Origin of the sequence: Saccharibacillus sp. WB 17 (assembly GCF_008634075.2) — a bacterium.
Classification (GTDB): domain Bacteria; phylum Bacillota; class Bacilli; order Paenibacillales; family Paenibacillaceae; genus Saccharibacillus; species Saccharibacillus brassicae.
In genome coordinates this window covers 1-21,790 of record NZ_VPFK02000043.1, presented here as the reverse complement: position 1 = coordinate 21,790, position 21,790 = coordinate 1, and the positions used below count along the sequence as shown (strand labels likewise).

Genomic DNA, 21,790 nt, shown 5'->3' with positions numbered 1-21,790 from the left:
AAATCCTATTATTTATAAGGTGGGCACAATTATGATTCCCTTTTTGGATCTCAAAAAAATCAACCTGCGTTATCAAGAAGCTATTGAAGCGGGTGTACGTAAGGTCATTGAATCCGGATGGTATATACTCGGGCAGGAAGTAAAGCGTTTTGAGGAGGCGTTTGCCGATTATTGCGGTACGGAGCATTGCCTAGGCGTGGCCAATGGATTGGATGCGCTTGAATTGATCATTCATGCCTATGGCATAGGAGCAGGAGACGAAGTCATTGTTCCATCCAACACATATATAGCGTCTATATTGGCGGTTTCTGCCAATGGAGCTACTCCGGTTTTAGTAGAACCCGACATTTCAACTTATAATATCAACCCCGAGGAAATCGAGAGAAAAATCACCAGTCGAACAAAGGCTATCATGGTCGTTCACTTATATGGACAGGTTTGTGATATGAAGCCGATTCAGGATATAGCTCGACGTCACGGATTGAAAATAATCGAAGACTGTGCGCAAGCGCATGGTGCTTTTTACCAAGGTGAAAAGGTCGGTAGGCTTGGCGATGCAGCAGCATTCAGTTTTTACCCGGGGAAGAATTTGGGGGCATTAGGGGACGCTGGAGCTATTACGACTAACGATTCTGAGCTCTACGCCAAGCTAGCAGCACTGCGGAACTATGGATCGGAGAAAAAGTACCATAATGTTTATAAAGGTTATAATAGTAGATTGGATGAACTGCAAGCTCCTATATTATTAGCTAAATTAAATAATCTTGATGAAGAAAATAACTATAGAAGGCGAATTGCGGAGTACTACAATCGTGAGATCAAAAATGAAGCTGTTTTGCTTCCACATAGCCAGACAAGTGAAGGACATGTTTGGCACGTTTATGTTGTGAGAGTGCAGAACCGATCTGCTTTTATTACTTTCATGGAAGAAAAAGGAATACAAACAATGATCCATTATCCGGTTCCGCCACATAAGCAGAAGGCTTATGAAGAATTGAATGCATGCAGCTATCCAGTATCCGAGCTTATTCATTCTGAAGTGGTAAGTATTCCATTGAGCCCTGTAATGGAGTGGTCGGATATCGAGTACGTGGCGGAGGCTATCAATGAATACAGACCGACTTAAACTTTCCATCGTAGTGCCCGTTTATTTTAACGAATTGAATATTCCGTTTACCGTTCCACGGTTACAAAGCTTACAGGAACTTCTTCCGGCATGGGACCTGGAATTGATTTTTGTTGATGACGGTTCCAAGGATAAATCGCTTCAGTTGCTTTTGGAACAGCGTGATCGCGACTCGAGAATTAAAGTGATCAAACTTAGCCGTAATTTTGGGTCTATGTCGGCTATACAGGCAGGCTTACAGCATGCTACGGGGAACTGCATTGGTATTATTGCAGCGGACCTTCAGGATCCTCCAGAACTTTTCGTAGAAATGATTGAACATTGGAAAAACGGGAAGAAAGTTATCTTGGCTACGCGAGAAGATCGAGAAGAGTCTTTTTCCCAGAAGTTATTTGCGAATACTTATTACTATCTTTTAGAAAAGTACGCTTTAAAAGATTACCCTAAAGGCGGGTTCGACTTTTTACTTATCGATCAGCAAATCGCTTCAGAGGTTCTGCATATGGAAGAGAAGAATACAAACGTCATGAGCTTGATTTATTGGCTTGGTCATGAACGGGAAACCATTCCCTATATCAGACAGGAACGCAAACTCGGAAAATCCAGATGGACTTTAGCGAAAAAAGTGAAGTTGTTTGTAGATTCGTTTGTAAGTTTCTCATATACACCCATTCGATTTATGTCGGTATTAGGCATCATTACCGCTATGCTGAGTTTTTTCTACGGAGTATTCATAGTGATCAATTTTTTTGTAGGAGCTATTCAACTTCAAGGGTGGTCTACAATTATTGCTTTGATTACTTTTCTTCTCGGAATTATTATGGTGATGTTAGGAATAATCGGGGAATATTTATGGAGGATCTTGGATGAGAGTAGAAAACGGCCGGCATATATTGTGGACGAAACTTACAAATAAAGAGTTTTTACGTTTTTTAATTAGTGGAGGCTTAAATACTCTTGCAACCTACATTATTTACTTGATTTTATTGAATTTTTTGGATTATAGAGTTGCTTACACCATTTCATATGTATGTGGGATTTTTATTTCTTATGGTTTGAACGTGAAATTTGTTTTCAAAACAAATGTTACTTTTAAAAGTTTTATTCAATTCCCTATCGTTTATTTGGTACAGTATGCGATTAATTTGTTGCTTTTATATGTGCTTGTTGATTATTTATACATCTCTGAGATTATAGTCCCTATTATTTCTGTCATAGTTACAATTCCTCTTTCGTTTTTGTTGTCCAAGTTCATTATCAAGACCAAATGAATAAAGTAGAGTAAAGGAGTGGCTACAAATGAAAGGTGTTATTTTAGCTGGAGGAACAGGGTCACGACTTTATCCCTTAACAAAAGTAACAAACAAGCATTTGCTACCCGTTGGAAAGTATCCGATGATCTTCCACTCGGTTTATAAGCTTAGAAAAGCAGGTATTCAGGATATTTTGATTGTTACAGGTAAAGATCATATGGGAGACGTCGTTAATCTTCTTGGAAGTGGGAGTGAAATGGGAGTTTGCTTCACTTACAAAGTACAAGATGAAGCAGGAGGTATCGCTCAAGCCCTTAATCTTGCCGAACAATTTGTGGGTCAAGATCAAATGGTTGTTATTTTAGGTGATAATGTATTTGAAGACGATATTACTCCGTACGTAAATAACTTCCGTGAACAAATTCTTGGAGCCAAGATTTTGATTCAGGAAGTTCATGATCCGACTCGATTTGGAGTACCTGAGATAAAAGGCAATCAAATCATTTCGATTGAAGAAAAACCTAAGCAGCCTAGAAGCAGCTATGCGGTTACAGGCATTTATATGTTCGACCATACTGTATTCGATATTATCAAAACGCTTAAACCTTCGGAGCGTGGAGAGCTGGAAATTACCGATGTAAATAATGCTTATATTCAAAATGGCCAACTCACGTATGATGTGCTTGAAGGATGGTGGACCGATGCAGGCACGCATCCTTCATTGGCTCGAGCAAATGAATTGGCTAAAGAAATGGTGTTCGGAACAGAGTTCGGTAAACTTAAACTTTAAGTTAGGAGGAGCAACCAATGAAGGTAACTCCTTTAAAACTTCAGGGAGCAGCGATTATCGAGCCAGTCGTACATGGAGACCAACGCGGCTTTTTTATGGAGAGCTTCAATCAAGTTCAATTACAACATGAGGGCATCCACTACGAATTTGTACAAGACAATCAGTCATTGTCTGCAGAAGCAGGAGTACTGAGAGGGCTTCATTATCAAATGAATCCTAAAGCACAAACTAAAATTTTAAGAGTTATATCGGGTGCAATCTACGATGTCATCGTCGATATCCGCCGCGGGTCGCCGACTTTCGGCCAATGGGAAGGGTTTATCTTAAGCGAATACAATCATCGCCAACTGCTCGTCCCGAAAGGGTTCGCGCACGGCTTCTGCACGTTGGTTCCCAACACCCAGGTCATGTACAAAGTCGACGAGTATTACTCGCCGGAGCACGATCGGGGCATCCTGTGGAACGATCCGGCACTTGGCATCGATTGGCCGACGTCGGATCCGGTTCTGTCGGAAAAAGATCAAAAGCATCCGCTGCTGCAAGACGCGGAACTGAACTTCGAATAAGATACAGGGCTCTCCGCAAGGAGAGCTTTTTACACGAGAACAGGAGGCAACTAACTTATGAAACTACTCATTACCGGCGGAGCCGGCTTTATCGGCAGCAACTTCGTTCTGTACATGCTTCAGCAGCATCCCGAGTACGAAATCGTCAACGTGGATGCGCTCACTTATGCAGGCAACCTGGAGAACCTCAAGGCCATTGAGAAGAATCCCAAGCATACGTTTGTCAAAGCCGACATCTGCGATGCGGCCAAGATGGACGAGCTGATCGGGCAGGGCGTCGACATCGTCGTCAACTTTGCGGCGGAATCGCATGTGGATCGCAGTATTCTGGAACCGGACGTGTTCGTGAAGACGAACGTGCTCGGCACCCAGGTGCTGCTCGACGCGGCCAAAAAGCATAACGTGACCAAATTCGTGCAGGTGTCCACCGACGAAGTGTACGGAACGCTCGGCGAGACCGGCCTGTTCACGGAAGAAACGCCGCTGACGCCGAACAGTCCTTACTCCGCTTCCAAAGCGGGCGGCGACCTACTTGTGCGCGCTTATCACGAGACGTTCGGACTCCCGGTCAATATTACGCGCTGCTCCAACAATTACGGCCCGTACCAATTCCCGGAGAAGCTGATCCCGCTCATTATTTCCAAAGCGCTGAACGACCAGCCGCTGCCGGTATACGGCGACGGCCTCAACATCCGGGATTGGCTGTACGTGGAAGACCACTGCAGCGCGATCGACCTCGTCATTCACGAAGGGGTAAACGGCGAAGTGTATAACATCGGCGGCAACAACGAACGGACCAATCTGCATATTATCCGCACGATTCTGGAACAGCTCGGCAAGCCGGAATCGCTGATTACGTACGTGCAGGACCGTCCGGGCCACGACCGCCGCTACGGCATCGACCCGGCGAAGATCACGAACGAACTCGGCTGGAAGCCGAAACATAATTTCGAGACCGGCATTCGCGAGACGATCGCCTGGTACCTGGACAACCAAGAATGGTGGACCCGGATTCAATCCGGCGAATACGAACAATATTATGCCCAGCAGTACGGCGAACGCCTCGGAGAATCGCAATGAAGGTGCTCGTTACCGGAGCGAACGGACAGCTCGGCAGCGACGTCGTGGCTTTGCTGAAGCAGGAAGGCCATGAAGTCCGAGGCTGCGGCCGCGCCGAGCTGGACATCGTCGACCCGCGGCAGTGCGACGAAGTGATCGGCGATTTTATGCCGGAAGTCATCATTCACTGCGCCGCCTACACGGCTGTCGATGCGGCGGAAGAAGACGCGGACGGCGCTTATCGCGTCAACGCCGCCGGAACGCGCAATCTGGCCGTCGCCGCCGAACAGGCCGGAGCCAAGTTCGTCTATATCAGCACGGACTACGTGTTCGACGGACAGGCCGATCGCCCGTACCGGGAATACGACAACACGGCTCCGCAGACCGTCTACGGCGAGAGCAAGCGGGCGGGCGAAGTGCTGACCCAGTCGCTCAGCTCGAAATATTTTATCGTGAGAACTTCGTGGGTGTACGGGCCGCACGGCAGCAGCTTCGTCAAAACGATGCTGAAGCTGGGAGCGGACCGTGACAGCGTGAGCGTGGTGCATGACCAAGTGGGCTCGCCGACGTATACGGTGGATCTGGCCGTCTTCCTGCTGCAGCTGATCCAAACGGAAAAATACGGCTTTTACCATGCTTCGAATGCCGGACATTGTTCCTGGCATGAGTTCGCGGAAGCGATATTTGCGGAAGCCGGCCTTGAAGTCGATGTGCTGCCGGTCACGACGGAGCAGTTTCCCCGTCCGGCCAAGCGCCCGGCGTACTCGGTGATGGACCACACGGCGATCCGCGCCAACGATCTCGAAGACCTGCCGCATTGGCGGGACGGATTGAAGCGTTTTATAACACAAGCCAAGCAATGAGGGTGAACGATGAACAGAGTCGACAGGATGGATCTGGTAGATCAGAACCTTTTTTGATAAAATGAAAATGAACTTGTAATCCTTGTTCCGTCATCGATAAATCGAATGCGATCGGAGGGAATGACATGCCAGCGAGTTATATCAAGGCTATAGATTACTACTTTCCGGAAGGAACGGATTACAACGACCCTAACGACAGAATGACCAAGAAAATTGGGATCAACGTAAAACATATCGCGGGAAAAGAAGAGTTTGCTTCCGATTTGGCTGTGCGGGCTGTTCAAAAGTTATTCGATTCGGGGAAATGTGTTCCGGAAGAAATCGACTATTTGATTTATTGTACGCAATCGCCGGATTATTATTTGCCAACCACGGCCTGTTTGCTTCAGGAGCGTTTGGGGCTGCCAATGTCGTGCGGAGCATTGGATATTAACCTGGGTTGTTCCGGTTATATTTACGGTCTTTCTCTTGCGAAAGGCTTGATTGAAACGGGAATGGCGAAAAATGTATTGTTTATCACCTCGGATACCTATAGCAAATATATTCATCCTAAAGACCGCAATGTAAAACTGCTTTTCGGCGATGCGGCAGCGGCTACTCTAATAGCGGCAGAAGAAGTTGAAGAGTTATCGATTGGTCCTTTTGTGTTTGGTACGGATGGATCTGGGGCCGAGCATCTGATCGTGCCTGCTGGAGGGTTGCGGCAACCGATGACGTCTTTGACTGCGGAAGAGCATGAAGATTCCGTAGGCAACGTCAGATCCAAAAACAACCTTTACATGAATGGGGCGGAAATTTTCAATTTCGCCGTGTTGCGGGTACCGTCTACTGTTCAAGCCTTGATGGATAAGACGGGAGAAACGCTGGATTCTTACGGATATTTTGTTTTTCATCAGGCGAACCAATATATGCTGGAGACCCTTCGAAGAAAACTCGATATTCCCAAAGAAAAATTTTCAATCGAATTTGCCGACTGTGGCAATACGGTTTCTTCGTCGATCCCTATAGCGTTGATCAGGGGCTATGAAGAAGGCAAAGTCGGAAACGGTCAAAAAGTGATGCTGCTTGGATTTGGCGTAGGATATTCTTGGGGCGCCTGCGATATCCGCTTGAATTTTAAATAATACAAATTTGGGGGAATAATCATGGACAAGCAAGCATTTATTTCCGAGTTTGAAGAAATCGTCATGGTCGAATCGGGAACAGTTAACGAGTCTACGGAATTGAACGACTTGGAAGACTGGGACTCTTTGACCAAAGTGGCCTTGGAAGCATTCATTGAAGATAAGTTCGGCATCAAATTGGATGGCAAAGCCCTCAATGAATTCAAGACGTTCGGAGATGTTTTGAAAGTTGTGGAAGGCCGTCTTTTTTAAACAACAGGCTTCAAATGAGGGTGAACGATGAACAGAGTCCAAGTGCTGCTGTCCGCCTATAACGGGGAGAGCTATATCCAGGCGCAGTTGAACAGTTTGTCCGGGCAGGGGCATGGGGAATGGTCGCTTCGCGTTCGCGACGACGGTTCGTCCGACGCAACGGCCGCGATCGTCGAACGGTATCGGGCGTCGGAATCCCATACCGTCTTTTTGGAAAAAGGCGAGAACATAGGCGTTATCCCGAGCTTTTTCGAACTGATTCGCCAAGCGGATGAGACGGCCGACTACTTCTGCTTCTGCGATCAGGACGACGTCTGGCTGCCGGACAAAATGGAGCGGGCGGCAGGTCGTCTGTCCAACGTGAAGGCCGGCGTTCCGGCGATGGTGTTCACGTCGACGCAGCTGGCCGACGCGGACTTGAATCCGCTGGGACAATGGCCGGAGCGGCCGCAGCGGGAAGCCGCTTTTTATAACGCGCTCGTGCAGAACATCGCGGTCGGCGCCACCGTCACGTTCAACCGCGCGGCGCTGCAGCTGATTCGGGAGCATATGCCGCAAACGGACAAAGTGCTCATGCACGACTGGTGGTTGTATCTGTGCGTGTCCGCGTTCGGGGAAGCGATCTACGATCCGCAGCCTTCGATCCTGTATCGGCAGCACGGCGGCAACGCGGTCGGCGGCGAAGTGTCGGCGCTCGGCAAGCTTAAGAAAAAATGGGGCAGCTTCCGCAAGCATCGGGGGGCGCACAAGCTGGTCGCGCAGGCCAGGGAATTTCATCGTCTGTATGGCGGGCAGCTCGGCGATTCCGAGAAGCTGCGGCAGCTGGAAGCCTTCATCGCGCCGCGGACGACTCCGGGGCAGCGCGCGGCTTACCTGAGAAGCTCCAAGCTGTACCGCCAGTCCGCTCTGGAGAACAGGCTGTTTCGCCTGCTGATTCTGAGCGGTTATATTTAAATCGGGGCCGTTATGAAGTTCATGGGGAACACTTCCAAGTCTTTCCTTAACCGAATCCAAAGTTCCATTCCTGCGATCTCTGTGGTACTCTGTATAGAGGAATCTGGAGGTCTTTTTTTCGTTCGTCTTTTTTTGACCACATAGATATTTATCATTACATTTGTCAGGAGCGTAATCAGATCATGGACGTAAGTATACTGATTCTCAACTATAATACGTGCCAGCTGACGACAGACTGCATCCGTTCGGTGTTTGCTTCGCAAACCCGCTACCGCTACGAAATCATTCTGATCGACAACAACTCGTCCGATAACTCGGTCGAGGTCCTGTCGCGTACTTTCCCTTCTATCCCGCTTATTGCCAACCGGGAGAATGTCGGGTTTGCCAAAGCCAACAATCAGGGCATGAAGATCGCCAGAGGCCGCTACGTACTGCTGCTCAATTCGGATACGGTCATTCAATCCGATACGCTGCAGACGATGGTGACTTACATGGACGAGAATCCGCACGCGGGCGCGGCAGGCTGCAAAGTGCTGCTGGCCGACGGATCGCTCGACAAGACGTGCAAGCGGGGGCTGCCGACGCCGTCCGCTTCGTTCTATTACATGTTCGGCGTATCCAAGATGTTCCCGGACAAGCCGAAGTACAACCAGTACCAGCTGAGCTACCTGGACCCGGACGAAGAACACGCGGTAGACTGTCTGGTCGGAGCTTTCATGCTCGTGCGCGCGGAAGCGATTCGGGAAGTCGGCATGCTGGACGAGAACTTTTTCATGTACGGCGAAGACCTGGACTGGTGCTACCGTATCAAGCAGGCCGGTTGGGCGATCCTGTATTATCCGCGGACGTTCATCCTGCATTACAAAGGCGCCAGCAGCAAGCGTCGGCCGGTCAAGCTGCTGTACGAGTTCCATCGGGCGATGATCTTGTTCTACCGCAAACATTACCGGGAAAAATACGCCTGGCCGGTCAACGGATTCATTTACACGGGGATCGGAGTGAAGTTTGCGATGACGCTCGTGCGCAACCGGCTGCGTCCGGTCAAGGATACGCAGGCTCCGCCTCCGGGCGGGGGAGAAAGTTCGGCTCTGCCGGGTCGAGGTGAAGCATGCTCCGCAAAAATCAGCAATTTCTGACCCAGGTCTACATGGTCGCCGACATGGCGGTCATTCAGGCGTCGTTTCTGCTTGCCTGGTGGCTGCGGTTTGAGAGCGGGTTGTTCGGCTTCGTCTATCCGATTCCGATCAAGTATTACCTCGTCTGGAGTCTCGTGTACGGCGCGATCGCGCTGCTCACCGGGCTGATCAGCGGCCTGTATTCGCCCAAGCGGCGCAAACGGTTCGCGGACGATTTCATTCGGGTCGTGCAGACGCACGTCATCGGTTTTTTCCTGCTGCTCGGCACGATGTATTTTGCCAAAGAAATCAATATTTCGCGTTCCTACTTATTCCTCTACATGGCGCTGAGCGTCGTACTTATCGTGCTGTATCGCTATGTCGTCAAGCAGGTGCTGCGAACGATGCGGCGCCGCGGCTATAACAAGCAGTACATGCTGATCGTGGGCGCGGGAGCGCTCGGTCGGCGGTTCTATCTGAATCTTCAGCATCATCCGGAACTCGGGTACGACGTGGTCGGGTTTCTGGACGACGAGCTGGATTGGAAAAAAGGGCAGACCGAATACCCCGAAGTGCTCGGCAAACTGGACGATTTGCAGGCGATGCTCGATCGCTTCCGCATTATCGACGAAGTCATTCTGGCGATGCCGTACGGCCATTCGGACCGGTATCCGGAACTGATGGAGATCTGCGAGCGGGCCGGCGTACATACGATGATCGTTCCGGACTATTACGACTTTTTGCCGACCCGTCCCGTGTTCGACAATTTTGCCGGCATGCCGCTGATCAACGTGCGCGAAGTGCCGCTCGATCTGGCCGCCAACCGCTTTTTCAAAAGGCTGTTCGACGTCGTGTTCGCGGCAATCGCGGTCATCCTGACGTCGCCGATCATGCTGGCGGTGGCGATCGGAGTGAAGCTGACTTCGCCCGGGCCGGTCATTTTCAAGCAGGAGCGGGTCGGGTTCAACCGGCGGACTTTTCAGATGTACAAGTTCCGCTCGATGCAGGCTCAGGTATCCGATGACGAAGATACGGGCTGGACGACGGAGAACGATCCGCGCCGCACCAAATTCGGCACGTTCATCCGCCGCACCAGCCTGGACGAGCTGCCGCAGTTTTTCAACGTGCTGCTGGGACAGATGAGCGTCGTCGGACCCCGGCCGGAACGGCCGCATTACGTGGAGTTGTTCCGCGAACGGATACCGAATTACATGCTGAAGCATCACGTGCATCCCGGCATTACCGGATACGCCCAGTGCGCCGGGCTGCGGGGCGACACGTCGATCGAGAAGCGGATCGAATACGATTTGTTTTATATCGAGAACTGGACGCTTCTGTTCGACATTCGGCTCGTGTTCATTACGGTGTACAAGATGTTGACGGATCGTAATGCTTATTAAAATAAGGAAAAGAACGGGTTTCGGCATTTTGCCGATATCCGTTCTTTTTATTTGAATTCCCTACTTCCTAATCAACGCGTATTGCAAAAAGACCTGCTGCCTCTCGAAAGGCAGCAGGTCTTTTATAGTCCAAGCTTACATCCACAAATACCAGATCAACCAGCTCAAGAACGCTCCGAGCCACGAGACGTTTCCGAATACGGCCACGATTTTGCGTTCGTTCCAGCCGTATTTCAGGCTGTAATGGTAATGGATCGGCGTCATGCGGAAAATCCGCTTTTTGGTACGTTTGTAGTAGGCGACCTGGATAATGACCGAGAACTGTTCCGCAAAATAGATGACGAACAGCAGCGGGACGAGAATCTCGACTTTTTCGATGACCGCCATCAGCGACAGCGAGCCGCCGATCGCAAGCGAGCCGGTGTCGCCCATGAACGCTTTGGCCGGATATTTGTTGTACAGGAACAATCCGAGCAGCGCGCCGACCATAACGAGCGAGAACAGCTTGATCGCCGGCTCGTCCGAGATGACGAAGAAGAACAGATAGGTCGGAATGGCGACGATAATCAGCAGGCCGTCCAGACCGTCGGTGAAGTTGATCGCGTTGGCCGAGCCGACGATGAACAGCAGCATGATCACGAAGTAGACGGCGGCCGGCAGCGTCCAGACGAAGCCGCCCGGGAACGCGATCGTCGGCTCGACGCCGAAACTGTTCATCGCGATCAGCAGCAGCGCAATCGTGAACGTGAACTGCATGACCAGTTTGGCTTTGCCCGAAATGCCCTGTGGGTCCTGGAAAGCGGCTTTTTTGAAATCGTCGCTGAAGCCCACGATGCCGAGCAGGATGAACGAAGCGGCGAGCAGCCACATCATCGGCGTCGGCTGGGCGATCAGCGAGATAAGCACGCCGATCATGAACACCATGCCCGCCATGAGCGGCGTACCTTTTTTGGCCTGATGATCGGGCGGCAGTTCTTTGCGGATCGGCTGCAGCCAGCCGATGCGGCGAAGCGTGCGAATCCAGACCGGCGACAGCAGGGCGACGAGGACAAACGAGAGGATAGCGGCGATCAATGTGTAAAAATTCATGGTTTTCAGTATTCTCCAATCGGCATTTCGGATTTTGAAGCGGCTCTATCGGTTAATAATAGACATCGAGGTTATGTAGGACGCGAATGCGAACGCTGCAACTCCCTTATTTTAAGCAATTTGTACGTCCGCTACAAGAGAAGCCGGACACAATTTGGCTTTTTCCGGTTCACGCGTCTAGAATGAGAGCAGCCGGGCAAGACCGTCGGCTCCTATTTCATTCGCTTTTATGCGGAACCGGCAAAGCGGACCCCGCGGCCGGATGCAATCGATCCCTGGATTCACCTACATAGTTAAGTCCACATTTTCTAGGAGGAATTATAATGAATACACAGAAAATCCGCAAAGCGATCATTCCGGCAGCCGGTCTCGGCACGCGCTTCCTGCCGGCTACCAAAGCCATGCCCAAAGAAATGCTGCCGATCGTCGACAAGCCGACGATTCAGTATATCGTCGAAGAAGCCGTGAAATCGGGCATCGAAGATATCATCATCGTGACGGGCAAAGAAAAGCGCGCTATCGAAGATCATTTCGACACTTCGTTCGAGCTGGAGCACAATCTGGAAGAGAACGAGAAATGGGCGATGCTCGAAGAGGTGCGCAACGCCTCCAACATGGCCGATATTCATTATATCCGCCAAAAAGAACCGAAAGGTCTCGGCCATGCGATCTGGTGCGCCCGCAAGTTCATCGGCAACGAACCGTTTGCCGTTCTGCTCGGCGACGATATCGTCGAATCCGACACGCCGTGCCTCAAGCAGATGCTCGACGTGTTCGACAAGCATCAGGCTTCGGTCGTCGGCGTGCAGGAAGTGCCGTGGGAAGACGTGTTCCGTTACGGCATCGTGGACAGCGAAGCGATGGAAGGCGAAGATCGCACCTTCCGCGCGAACGGCCTCGTCGAGAAGCCTGACCGCGAAGACGCGCCGTCGAACCTGGCTATTATGGGCCGTTACATCCTGACTCCGGAAATCTTCGATATTCTGGAGCATCAGACGACCGGCGCGGGCGGCGAGATCCAGCTGACGGACGCGATCGCGACGCTCGGAGAGACGCAGGAAGTGCTGGCGTACAACTTCGAAGGACAGCGTCACGACGTGGGTGTCAAGCTCGGCTTTATCGAGACGACGATCCATTACGCGCTGCAAAAAGACGAAATGCGCGAGCCGCTGGCCGCTTATATGAAGAAGGCACTGGCCGAACTCGAAGAAAAGCGTTAAAATAGCACAAACAAGAAGCCCGGCCGCGAGGCCGGGCTTCCTTGTGACGTTCTAACGCCAGATTTGACTATAAGAGGCCAAAGGGGAACTGCGCATTGCCGCCTAATCCGAAAGTGTTATTGATCATTCCCGCTTTTAACGAAAGCGAAAGCATCGGCCCGCTGCTCATCGCGCTGCGCGAGCAGGGGCTGACCGCGCTTGTCGTCAACGACGGCTCGACCGACGATACCGCCGAAGTCTGCGCCGCCGCCGGGGCGGACCTCATCACCCTGCCCTGCAATCTCGGCATCGGCGGAGCCGTACAGACCGGCTATAAATACGCGTACGCGCACGGCTACGATATCGCGATCCAATTCGACGGCGACGGCCAGCACCGGGCGGAATTCGTCCCGGCGCTGATCGAGCCGCTGCTCAGCGGCCGGGCCGACCTGTCGATCGGCTCCCGCTATATCGAGAAGGAAGGCTTCCAGTCGACCTTGCTGCGCCGCGCCGGCATCCGGTATTTTAGCGGGCTGATCCGTCTGATCAGCGGGCAGACCGTCACCGATCCCACCTCGGGCTTCCGGGCGGTCAACCGCAGCATCATGGCGATGTTCGCCGCCCAGTATCCGACCGATTACCCCGAACCCGAATCGATCGTGCACGTGCTGCGCCTCGGCGGCCGGATCGTCGAAGTGCCCGTGCTCATGTCCGAACGGGTCGGCGGCCGCTCGTCGATCCGCAGCCTGCGCTCGGTCTATTACATGATCAAAGTATCGCTGGCGATCCTGATCGACGCGCTGCGCAGAAGCGGGGCGAAGTCGCTATGATTACCCTCAAGCTGCAGCTGCTGCTGATCCTGTTCAGCGTCGTCGTCTTCGCCGTCTTCATCAACCGGACGCGGCGCTACAAGCTCGAACTGAAATACGCGCTGGTGTGGATTTTCCTGAGCACGGCAGGCGTAATCGTGGCCGTTTTCCCGCAGATCTTCTTTTTCATCGCGGACGTCATGGGGATCGAAGTGCCGGTCAACGCGGTGTTCCTGCTTGCCGTCTCCGCCATTTTCCTGATCCTGTACAGCATGACCGCTTCGCTCTCCAATCATTCCCGCAAGCTGCGTACGCTGACCCAGGAACTGGGACTGATGCGTCACCGGATGGAGCAGTTGGAACGCCGGCTGGAACGGACCGAAGGAGGGACGGCGGATGCGGACGAACGATAGAACGCGAACGCCGGGCCAAAGTCTGCTGCGCCTGCTGCCGCCGTTTCTGCGCGACCATCTGCCCGATTTTATCAAGTACGGCGTGATCGGGGTCGGCGGGACGCTGCTTCAGACCGGGACCCTGCTGCTCTACGTGGAAAAAGGGCACGGCAGCCCGTTGGTCGGCTCGACGCTCGGATTCGTGCTGTCGCTGCTGTTCTCGTACGCCGCCAATGCCAGATGGACGTTCAGGCAAAGCAAGCGTTCGGCTTCCGTTCTGGTCAAGTACACGGTCGTGTCCCTGGCGGGGCTGCTGCTGAACCTGCTGATTCTGTACCTGTTCGACCGGGTGTTCGGTTGGTGGTACGTATACGGACAGATCACGTCGATCGTACTCGTCCCGATTCATAACTTCATTTTGAACAAAGCGTGGGCGTTCCGGACGCCGAAGCGGGAAAGAAGGTAATGGTGTTCTCCTTAAAAAAAGAAACCGCGCAAACGCGCAGACGCCTGCTGCTGCTGTGCCTGATCGTGTTTGCCGCAAGCTGTATCGTTTCGCTCGCCTACGGCGACCGGCTGCTGCTCGGCTCCTACGCGAAGATGAACGACGACGACGTCAAATACGCCCAGACCGCCGACCGGCTGCTGGAGACGGGCGTACTGTCCTATAATACCGGCGAAGCGCCGTCCACGTTCATCATGCCGCTGTTTCCGCTGCTGCTGGCCGGCGCCAAATGGATCGCGGGCGAAGCCGGAGGCGTCATCTTGCTGCGGCTTCTGCAGGGAGCCTTTCAGGCGTTCGGCGTGTATCTGATGTTCGTGCTGGCTCGGCGGGTATTCGGCAGCGGACGGACCGCGATGACGGCAGCGGTGCTGCTCGCTGTTTATTTGCCCGACTACTTCGTCTCCGGTTCGATCCTGACCGAGTCGGGCTTCCGGCTGTGCCTGATGCTGAGCGTCTGCTGGCTGTTCAAAGCGCTGGACAAGCCCGGCGTTCTCAACTGGGTGCTGTTCGCCGTCTTCTGGACGGCGCTCTGCTATTTCAAGCCGCATGCCGCGCTGCTGCCGCTCGTGCCGGGGCTGTTCTGGTTGGCGCGGCGGTATGCTTTCGGCAAAATGCTGGGCTATACCGCGGTCATTCTGGGCGTGTTCGCCCTGTTGATGTCGCCGTGGTGGATACGCAACTACGAGGCGTTCGGCCGGTTCATTCCTTTTACCGAAGCGGTCGGCAGTCCGATGATTCTCGGCTCGACCGCGTTCGGGCAGGTGCCGGACGGCTTCTACGACAAATACCCCGAATACGGGGGTGACGTCATGCGCGGTTCCGACGACTCGATGGCGCAGGCCGCCGGGCGCATGGTCGCCTACGGGTTCATGCACGAACCGTTCAAATACGCGGCTTTCTACACGGCGGGCAAGTTCGGCGGGCTGTACGGTATTGCTTACTGGGAACGCCCGATCCTGGGCCTGACGTGGGCGCCGTATTTCCCGATCCATGCCGCGTACGTGCTGCTTGGCCTTTACGGGATGTGGCTGGCGTATCGCAGAAAATGGAGCGGCGCTTTCGTACCACTCGCCGTGCTGGCCTACTTTACGCTGATCTACGTGCCGTTTATCGCGATTCCGCGTTACGGCTACCCGAACCTGTTCCTGTTCGCGCTGTTCGCCGCACCGGCGCTGCTGGCGCTGCATGACCGGTACCGGGCCCGCCGCGCTGCGCTTCGCGGAGAAGAAACGGCCGCTCGCGCAGACCTGTAAGCAGCGTGCATGGACGGCCTGCGCAAGCCGCGTGCGTTACCCCGAACCTGCCCCGAACCGCCCCGCTGCCGGGGCGGTTTTTGGTTCGCCTAATAGGCGTGCCAAACTGTTCGCATTCCATGCGAACAAAGAATTGACACGCCTCTGCACGTAGCATAGACTTATGTTGGAACAGCCTGCCTGAACGCCCCGATGGAGCCGTGCCGGCAGGCCGACAAGGCGGATGGAGGAATGGCATTGAGTCACCTATTCGAGACATGGCGACATGTTTTCAAGCTGGACCCGGATCGGGAATTGTCCGATCAGGATCTGGACGCGATCTGCCTGTCGGGCAGCGACGCGATTCTGGTCGGCGGATCGAGCGGCGTCACCTACGACAACACGGTCGATCTCATGTCGCGTATTCGGCGTTACGAACTGCCCTGCGCGCAGGAGATCTCGACGCTGGATTCGGTCGTGCCGGGATTCGATCTGTACCTCATTCCGATGATCCTGAACACGGATCGGGCGGAATGGATTACCGGGCACCACCGGGCGGGCCTGGAGAGCTTCGGGGAAGTCATCCCGTGGGATATGCTGGCCGCCGAGGGGTACATCGTGCTGAACCCCGATTCCACCGTCGCGCGCCTGACCGGAGCGCAGGCGGAGATCGACGCGGCTGCCGCCGCGGCCTGCGCCCGTATGGCCGACAAGCTGATGCGGCTGCCGATCGTATACGTCGAATACAGCGGCATGTACGGCGATCTTGAGCTCGTGCGCGAAGTGCGCCGGGTGACGGGCGAAGCGTCCGTCTTCTACGGCGGCGGCATTCGCGATTACGGGACCGCCCTGGCGGCGGCCGAAGCCGCCGATACGGTCGTCGTCGGCAATATCGTCTACGACGACCTGAAGGCCGCTCTCGATACCGTGCGCGGCGTCCGGAGCGCCAAATCGCCGACCTGAGCTTTAATCAATCCCTTTTGAAGCGGACTCCGCTTTCGGTACGCGCAGCCGCGCGGATATCGGAGTCCTTGCAGCAGCCTATCCCGGAATGCATAACCTTGTGCATTCCTTGTACGCTTTTGTCTCTTGATCTTTTATGTTGGATTATTGATCGTGCATTCCCAATCTCAACCGACGCCAATGCGCAGCGTCTCTCCGAGCGCAACGAAAGGAGCAACACATCATGTTTAACCTCGACGAATCGATCGCCCGTCTGAATCCGCAGCAGCGCAAAGCCGCGCTCAAGACGGAAGGCCCGCTGCTGATCATGGCCGGCGCGGGCAGCGGCAAGACCCGGGTGCTGACGCACCGCATCGCCCACCTCATCCGCGCCAAGAAGAGCGCGCCTTGGGGCATTTTGGCGATCACGTTCACGAACAAAGCCGCCCGCGAGATGCAGGAACGGGTCTCGGCGCTCGTCGGACCCGAAGGCAAGGAGATCTGGGTCTCGACGTTCCACTCGATGTGCGTCCGCATCCTGCGCCGCGACATCGACCGGATCGGGTTCTCGTCCAGCTTTTCCATTCTCGACTCCGGCGACCAGCTGTCCGTCATCCGCAACTGCATGAAGGACCTGAACCTCGACACGAAGAAGTTCGAACCCAAAGCCGTTCAGGCGCTCGTCAGCGCGGCGAAGAACGAACTGATCACGCCCAAGATGTACGAGCAAAAAGCCGGCGGAGACTTTATGGAGTCCATCGCGGCCAAAGTGTACGGCATGTACCAGAAGCGCCTGCGCAGCAACAACTCGCTCGACTTCGACGACCTGATCATGAAGACGATCGAGCTGTTCAACGAAGTGCCCGAAGTGCTGGAGTCCTACCAGAAAAAATTCCGCTACATCCACGTCGACGAATACCAGGATACCAACCGCGCGCAGTACATGCTGTGCCGCATGCTGGCCGACAAGCACCATCAGATTTGCGTCGTGGGCGACAGCGACCAGTCCATTTACCGGTGGCGCGGCGCCGACATCACGAACATCCTGAATTTTGAGCAGGATTACCCGGAAGCCGAAACGATCCTGTTGGAGCAAAATTACCGTTCTACCGCGAATATCCTGAATGCCGCCAACAGCGTCATCGGGCGCAATACCGGACGCAAGCCCAAGAACCTGTGGACCGATCAGGAAGGCGGCGCCAAAATCCGCGTGTTCCGCGGCAGCACCGAGCATGACGAAGGATACTTCGTAACCGGTGAGATCCACAAAAATATCAAAAAAGGCATGGTCTACAAAGACCACGCTGTTCTGTACCGCACGAACGCCCAGTCCCGGGTCATCGAGGAAATTCTGATCAAGTCGGATATTCCGTACCAGATCGTCGGCGGCATCAAGTTCTACGATCGCAAAGAAATCAAGGATCTGCTCGCCTACCTGCGCCTGCTGTCCAACCCGGACGACGATCTCAGCCTCGTGCGCGTCATCAACGTGCCCAAGCGCGGTATCGGCGACACGAGCGTGGCCAAGCTGGCCGCGGCGGCGACCGAGCGGGGCATTTCCATGTTCAAGGTGCTCGAAGTGGTGGATGACCTCGGCTTTGCCGGGCGGACCCGCAACGCGCTGGTCGAGTTCTACGACATGATCGTCGCCCTGCACCGCATGGTCGATTATTTGTCCGTCACCGAATTGACCGAGAAGATTTTGGAGATGAGCCAATACCGCGTCGAGATGCAAAAAGAAAACACGCTGGAGTCCAAAGCCCGTATCGAGAACATCGACGAGTTCCTGTCCGTTACGCTGGAGTTCGAAGCGCGGACGGAAGAGAAGACGCTCGTCGCGTTCCTGACCGACCTTGCGCTGATCGCGGACATCGACACGGTCAACGACGACGAGAAAGACAAAAATCCCGACGATGCCGTCGTCCTCATGACGATGCACAGCGCCAAAGGCCTGGAGTTCCCGGTCGTGTTCGTTATCGGCATGGAGGAAGGCGTCTTCCCGCACAGCCGGGCTTTCCTCGACAATGACGAACTGGAAGAAGAACGCCGCCTGGCCTACGTGGGCATCACCCGCGCGGAAAAGCAGCTGTACCTCTCCTGCGCGCAGATGCGGACGCTGTTCGGCCGTACGACGGCCAATCCGCCTTCCCGGTTCCTGCAGGAGATTCCGGAAGAGCTGAAGGAAGATACCGGAGTCAATCCCGACCGGTACCGCCGCGGCGGCGATCCCGACAAAGGCTACGGCAATTCGCGCGGCGGCGGACGGGGCTTCGGCGGCGGATCGTCGACCGGCGGCTTCGGCCGTCCGGCTTCGAGCACCGCGCCTACGGGCATGGGCCGACCGGCCGTCGCTCCCCGCGGTTCCGGCGTGACCGTCACCCCGGCGGGCGGCAAGCCTGCCGCGCGCAGCACGAACAACACCGGCGCGTTCCAGGTCGGCGACAAAGTCGCGCACGGCAAATGGGGCGAAGGCACCATCGTGTCGATCAAGGGCAGCGGCAACGATACGGAGTTGAACATCGCTTTTAAAGCGCCGACCGGCATCAAGCGCCTGCTGGCCGGATTTGCGCCGATTACCAAAGTCGAATAAAAAAGGACGGGAAGACGATGGATGCGATGCACGAGATGGAAGGGTTGGTCGAGCAGCTCAACCGCTACAGCTACGAATACTATACGCTGGACCGGCCGACGGTCAGCGACAAGGAATACGACGTGCTCTACGACCGGCTGATCAAGCTGGAGCAGGAGAGCGGCTTCGTTCTGCCGGATTCTCCCACGCTGCGGGTAGGCGGGGAACTGCTCAAAGGATTTGCGCCGCATCGGCATCTGGCTCCGCTCTGGAGTCTCGACAAAGCGCAAAACGAAGAAGAGCTGGGAACCTGGAATACGCGGACAATGAAGCTGTGGAACGACTACAACACCAAAAATCCCGAAGACCCGCTGCCGGAACTGGAATATGCGCTGGAACTGAAGTTCGACGGGCTGACGCTGAACCTGACCTATACGGACGGCAAACTGGTGCAGGCGGCGACGCGCGGCAACGGGACGGTCGGCGAAGGTATTTTGGAACAGGTCAAAACGATCCGCTCCGTGCCGTTGTCCATTCCGTTCAAGGACGGCACGATCGAGGTGCAGGGCGAAGGCATCATGAATCTGTCGGCGCTGGAGACGTACAACAAGACCGCGCAGGAACCGCTCAAGAACGCCCGGAACGCCGCGGCCGGCGCGCTGCGCAACCTGAATCCCAAAGTGACGGCGAGCCGCAAACTGAGCGCTTTCTTCTATAATATCGGGTACAGCGATTCGAAGACGTTTGCGAGCCACCTGGAGATGATGGACTTTTTGCGGGACAATCACTTCAAGGTGAATCCGTACATTTTCTACTTCAACAAGTTCGAGGACGTCATGGAGCAGCTGCACGATATCGTGCAAGGGCGCAGCGGACTCGACTATCTGATCGACGGGGCGGTGATCAAGATCGTCGACGTGCGCACGCGCTCCGTGCTCGGCTACACGGGCAAGTTTCCGAGGTGGGCGGTTGCGTACAAGTTCGAAGCGGAAGAGACGACCACCGTGCTGGAGTCCGTATCGTGGGAAGTGGGCCGTACGGGCAAAATCACGCCGATCGCGCGGCTTGAAGCGGTGGAACTTGCCGGCGTCACGGTCAAAAACTGTACGCTCAACAACGTGGGCGACATCGAACGCAAAAATCTCAAGCATGCGCTGGGGACGAGAGTGTTCATCCGCCGCTCGAACGACGTCATTCCCGAGATTCTGGGCAAAGTGACGGAAGAGAGCGACGGCGAAGAGATCATCTATCCGGAAAATTGTCCGGCGTGCGGTTTCCCGCTCGTTCAGCGCGGCGCGCATCTCTTTTGCGATAACCGCTTGTCTTGCAAACCGCAGGCGATCGGACGGATTGCGCATTTCGCTTCGCGCGACGCGATGGATATCGAGACGTTCAGCATCAAGACGGCGACGCAGCTCTACGACGAACTTAACGTTCGCGAGCCTGCCGAACTGTATGAACTGGAGCAGGAATCGCTGGTCAAGCTGGAGCGGTTCGGGGAACGCAAAGCCGCCAACCTGATCGAAGCGCTGGAGCAGAGCAAGACCCGCGACCTGGCTTCGTTCCTGTTCGGCCTCGGCATTCCGAATACCGGCAAGTCGACGACGAAGATGCTGGCGGAACATTATCGGGATCTCGATAAAGTGATGAACGCGACGGCGGAAGAATTGATCGAGCTGCCGGACGTGGGCGGAATCGTGGCCGAGAGTATCGTGACTTTCTTCAACGATCCGTTCATGCGGGCGGGCGTCAAGAAAATGCGACAGTTGGGCGTACAGCCGACCGTTCCTGCAGCGCCGCCCGAAGTCAAAGCCGATTCCTATTTCAGCGGCAAAACGGTCGTACTGACCGGTACGCTGCATCAGCTGACGCGCGAAGAAGCGGCGGAGCGCCTGGAAGCGTTGGGAGCCAAAGTCACGGGCAGTGTGTCCAAGAAAACAGATATCGTAATTGCCGGAGAAAAAGCGGGCAGCAAGCTGACCAAAGCGCGGGAGCTGGACATTGAAGTCATTGAAGACGAAGACGAGCTTGTGCGGCTGCTGAACGAATAGCGTCCGTCTGAAGGAAGAAGGGGCCGGGCAGCCGGCCTTTTTCTGTTCCTTCAAAGTACGCGGAAAAAGCAATTCAGAAAAAGCCTTGCTTTATTGTCAGCTAGGTGGTAAGATATTTCTTGTCGCTTCTGACAGCTGCTCAACACCATAAAACATCGGGTTGTGAAACTTGAGAAATAAGTTGTTGACAACGAGAACGACGCATGATAAGATATAAAACGTTCGGCAAACAAGTTGCCGGTCGCAAGTTCTTTGAAAACTGAACAGTGAGTGAGTTGCGACAGTGCAGACTGTCGTAAGAATATAAGGTTCTTGAGCAATCGAGAATCGCCACGTTTTAACGAGCACATGGTGCTTTCTTTAAAAAGCGAAAATCAAGTGACCGCTTGGTTCAAAGCCTTGGCCCTAAGGGTTCCGGCTTTGAAGTCGCGGTTGCGAAAGTGTTCGCAACTTAATGGAGAGTTTGATCCTGGCTCAGGACGAACGCTGGCGGCATGCCT

The 21,790-nt window shown here is 54.3% G+C and carries 22 protein-coding genes; 21 read left to right on the top strand and 1 reads right to left on the bottom strand.

What is annotated here, in order from left to right; genetic code table 11:
• The first annotated feature begins 31 nt into the window (after positions 1-31).
• From FTE24_RS19265 to FTE24_RS19210, 12 genes are all read left to right on the top strand, one after another.
• Positions 32-1,126, top strand: coding sequence for a DegT/DnrJ/EryC1/StrS family aminotransferase (locus FTE24_RS19265; protein ID WP_150235309.1), 1,095 nt, complete (start codon positions 32-34; stop codon positions 1,124-1,126).
• Positions 1,107-2,042, top strand: coding sequence for a glycosyltransferase family 2 protein (locus tag FTE24_RS19260; RefSeq protein WP_150235310.1), 936 nt, complete (start codon positions 1,107-1,109; stop codon positions 2,040-2,042). The genes FTE24_RS19265 and FTE24_RS19260 overlap by 20 nt, the downstream gene beginning before the upstream one ends.
• Positions 1,993-2,397 carry a GtrA family protein gene (locus FTE24_RS19255; protein WP_237401848.1) on the top strand — a complete coding sequence of 135 codons (405 nt, stop codon included), beginning with the start codon at positions 1,993-1,995 and terminating at the stop codon, positions 2,395-2,397. The genes FTE24_RS19260 and FTE24_RS19255 overlap by 50 nt, the downstream gene beginning before the upstream one ends.
• Positions 2,398-2,425: 28 nt before the next feature.
• Positions 2,426-3,169: a sugar phosphate nucleotidyltransferase gene (locus FTE24_RS19250; protein ID WP_150235312.1), complete on the top strand. Its 744-nt coding sequence runs from the start codon at positions 2,426-2,428 to the stop codon at positions 3,167-3,169.
• A 17-nt stretch (positions 3,170-3,186) separates the two neighbouring features.
• On the top strand, positions 3,187-3,735 hold the full coding sequence (gene rfbC, locus FTE24_RS19245) for a dTDP-4-dehydrorhamnose 3,5-epimerase (RefSeq protein ID WP_150235314.1): 549 nt from the start codon (positions 3,187-3,189) through the stop codon (positions 3,733-3,735).
• Positions 3,736-3,792: 57 nt separating this feature from the next.
• Positions 3,793-4,815, top strand: coding sequence for a dTDP-glucose 4,6-dehydratase (gene rfbB / locus FTE24_RS19240; RefSeq protein WP_150235316.1), 1,023 nt, complete (start codon positions 3,793-3,795; stop codon positions 4,813-4,815).
• The gene (rfbD, locus tag FTE24_RS19235) at positions 4,812-5,657 is read left to right on the top strand and encodes a dTDP-4-dehydrorhamnose reductase (RefSeq protein WP_150235318.1); all 846 of its coding nucleotides are present in this window, start codon (positions 4,812-4,814) and stop codon (positions 5,655-5,657) included. Before rfbB ends, rfbD begins: the two co-directional genes overlap by 4 nt.
• 125 nt (positions 5,658-5,782) lie before the next feature.
• Complete coding sequence (locus FTE24_RS19230) at positions 5,783-6,781, top strand: 3-oxoacyl-ACP synthase III family protein (protein WP_150235320.1); 999 nt, start codon at positions 5,783-5,785, stop codon at positions 6,779-6,781.
• A 21-nt stretch (positions 6,782-6,802) separates the two neighbouring features.
• Entirely contained in the window at positions 6,803-7,033 is a 231-nt protein-coding gene (locus FTE24_RS19225) for an acyl carrier protein (protein WP_150235322.1), read from the top strand.
• Between the two features lie 27 nt (positions 7,034-7,060).
• Complete coding sequence (locus FTE24_RS19220) at positions 7,061-7,987, top strand: glycosyltransferase family 2 protein (protein WP_150235324.1); 927 nt, start codon at positions 7,061-7,063, stop codon at positions 7,985-7,987.
• A 182-nt stretch (positions 7,988-8,169) separates the two neighbouring features.
• Positions 8,170-9,123, top strand: a complete 954-nt coding sequence (locus tag FTE24_RS19215; protein ID WP_150235325.1) for a glycosyltransferase family 2 protein — start codon at positions 8,170-8,172, stop codon at positions 9,121-9,123.
• Positions 9,096-10,502 (top strand): undecaprenyl-phosphate glucose phosphotransferase, encoded by a 1,407-nt coding sequence (locus FTE24_RS19210; protein ID WP_141447330.1) that lies wholly within the window; start codon positions 9,096-9,098, stop codon positions 10,500-10,502. The genes FTE24_RS19215 and FTE24_RS19210 overlap by 28 nt, the downstream gene beginning before the upstream one ends.
• A 135-nt stretch (positions 10,503-10,637) precedes the next feature.
• Here FTE24_RS19210 and mraY read toward each other — a convergent pair whose 3' ends face one another.
• A complete protein-coding gene (mraY, locus tag FTE24_RS19205) occupies positions 10,638-11,591 on the bottom strand; it encodes a phospho-N-acetylmuramoyl-pentapeptide-transferase (RefSeq protein WP_141447329.1) in 954 nt (317 codons plus the stop codon).
• 323 nt (positions 11,592-11,914) lie between these two features.
• On the opposite strand from mraY, the gene galU reads away from it, so the two are divergent.
• From galU to FTE24_RS23370, 9 genes are all read left to right on the top strand, one after another.
• Positions 11,915-12,811 carry a UTP--glucose-1-phosphate uridylyltransferase GalU gene (gene galU, locus FTE24_RS19200; protein ID WP_141447328.1) on the top strand — a complete coding sequence of 299 codons (897 nt, stop codon included), beginning with the start codon at positions 11,915-11,917 and terminating at the stop codon, positions 12,809-12,811.
• 95 nt (positions 12,812-12,906) lie between these two features.
• Positions 12,907-13,620, top strand: coding sequence for a glycosyltransferase family 2 protein (locus tag FTE24_RS19195; protein WP_150235327.1), 714 nt, complete (start codon positions 12,907-12,909; stop codon positions 13,618-13,620).
• On the top strand, positions 13,617-14,012 hold the full coding sequence (locus tag FTE24_RS19190; protein ID WP_141447326.1) for a DUF2304 domain-containing protein: 396 nt from the start codon (positions 13,617-13,619) through the stop codon (positions 14,010-14,012). The genes FTE24_RS19195 and FTE24_RS19190 overlap by 4 nt, the downstream gene beginning before the upstream one ends.
• On the top strand, positions 13,996-14,457 hold the full coding sequence (locus FTE24_RS19185) for a GtrA family protein (RefSeq protein WP_150235329.1): 462 nt from the start codon (positions 13,996-13,998) through the stop codon (positions 14,455-14,457). Before FTE24_RS19190 ends, FTE24_RS19185 begins: the two co-directional genes overlap by 17 nt.
• Positions 14,457-15,749: an ArnT family glycosyltransferase gene (locus FTE24_RS19180; RefSeq protein WP_150235330.1), complete on the top strand. Its 1,293-nt coding sequence runs from the start codon at positions 14,457-14,459 to the stop codon at positions 15,747-15,749. The genes FTE24_RS19185 and FTE24_RS19180 overlap by 1 nt, the downstream gene beginning before the upstream one ends.
• Before the next feature lie 237 nt (positions 15,750-15,986).
• Positions 15,987-16,691: a heptaprenylglyceryl phosphate synthase gene (locus tag FTE24_RS19175; RefSeq protein ID WP_150235339.1), complete on the top strand. Its 705-nt coding sequence runs from the start codon at positions 15,987-15,989 to the stop codon at positions 16,689-16,691.
• A 223-nt stretch (positions 16,692-16,914) separates the two neighbouring features.
• The gene (gene pcrA, locus FTE24_RS19170) at positions 16,915-19,260 is read left to right on the top strand and encodes a DNA helicase PcrA (RefSeq protein WP_141447323.1); all 2,346 of its coding nucleotides are present in this window, start codon (positions 16,915-16,917) and stop codon (positions 19,258-19,260) included.
• Positions 19,261-19,277: 17 nt separating this feature from the next.
• A complete protein-coding gene (ligA, locus tag FTE24_RS19165; protein ID WP_150235332.1) occupies positions 19,278-21,290 on the top strand; it encodes an NAD-dependent DNA ligase LigA in 2,013 nt (670 codons plus the stop codon).
• A 312-nt stretch (positions 21,291-21,602) separates the two neighbouring features.
• Positions 21,603-21,790 (top strand): hypothetical protein (locus FTE24_RS23370; protein ID WP_237401847.1); only part of this gene is annotated, 188 nt, incomplete at its 3' end.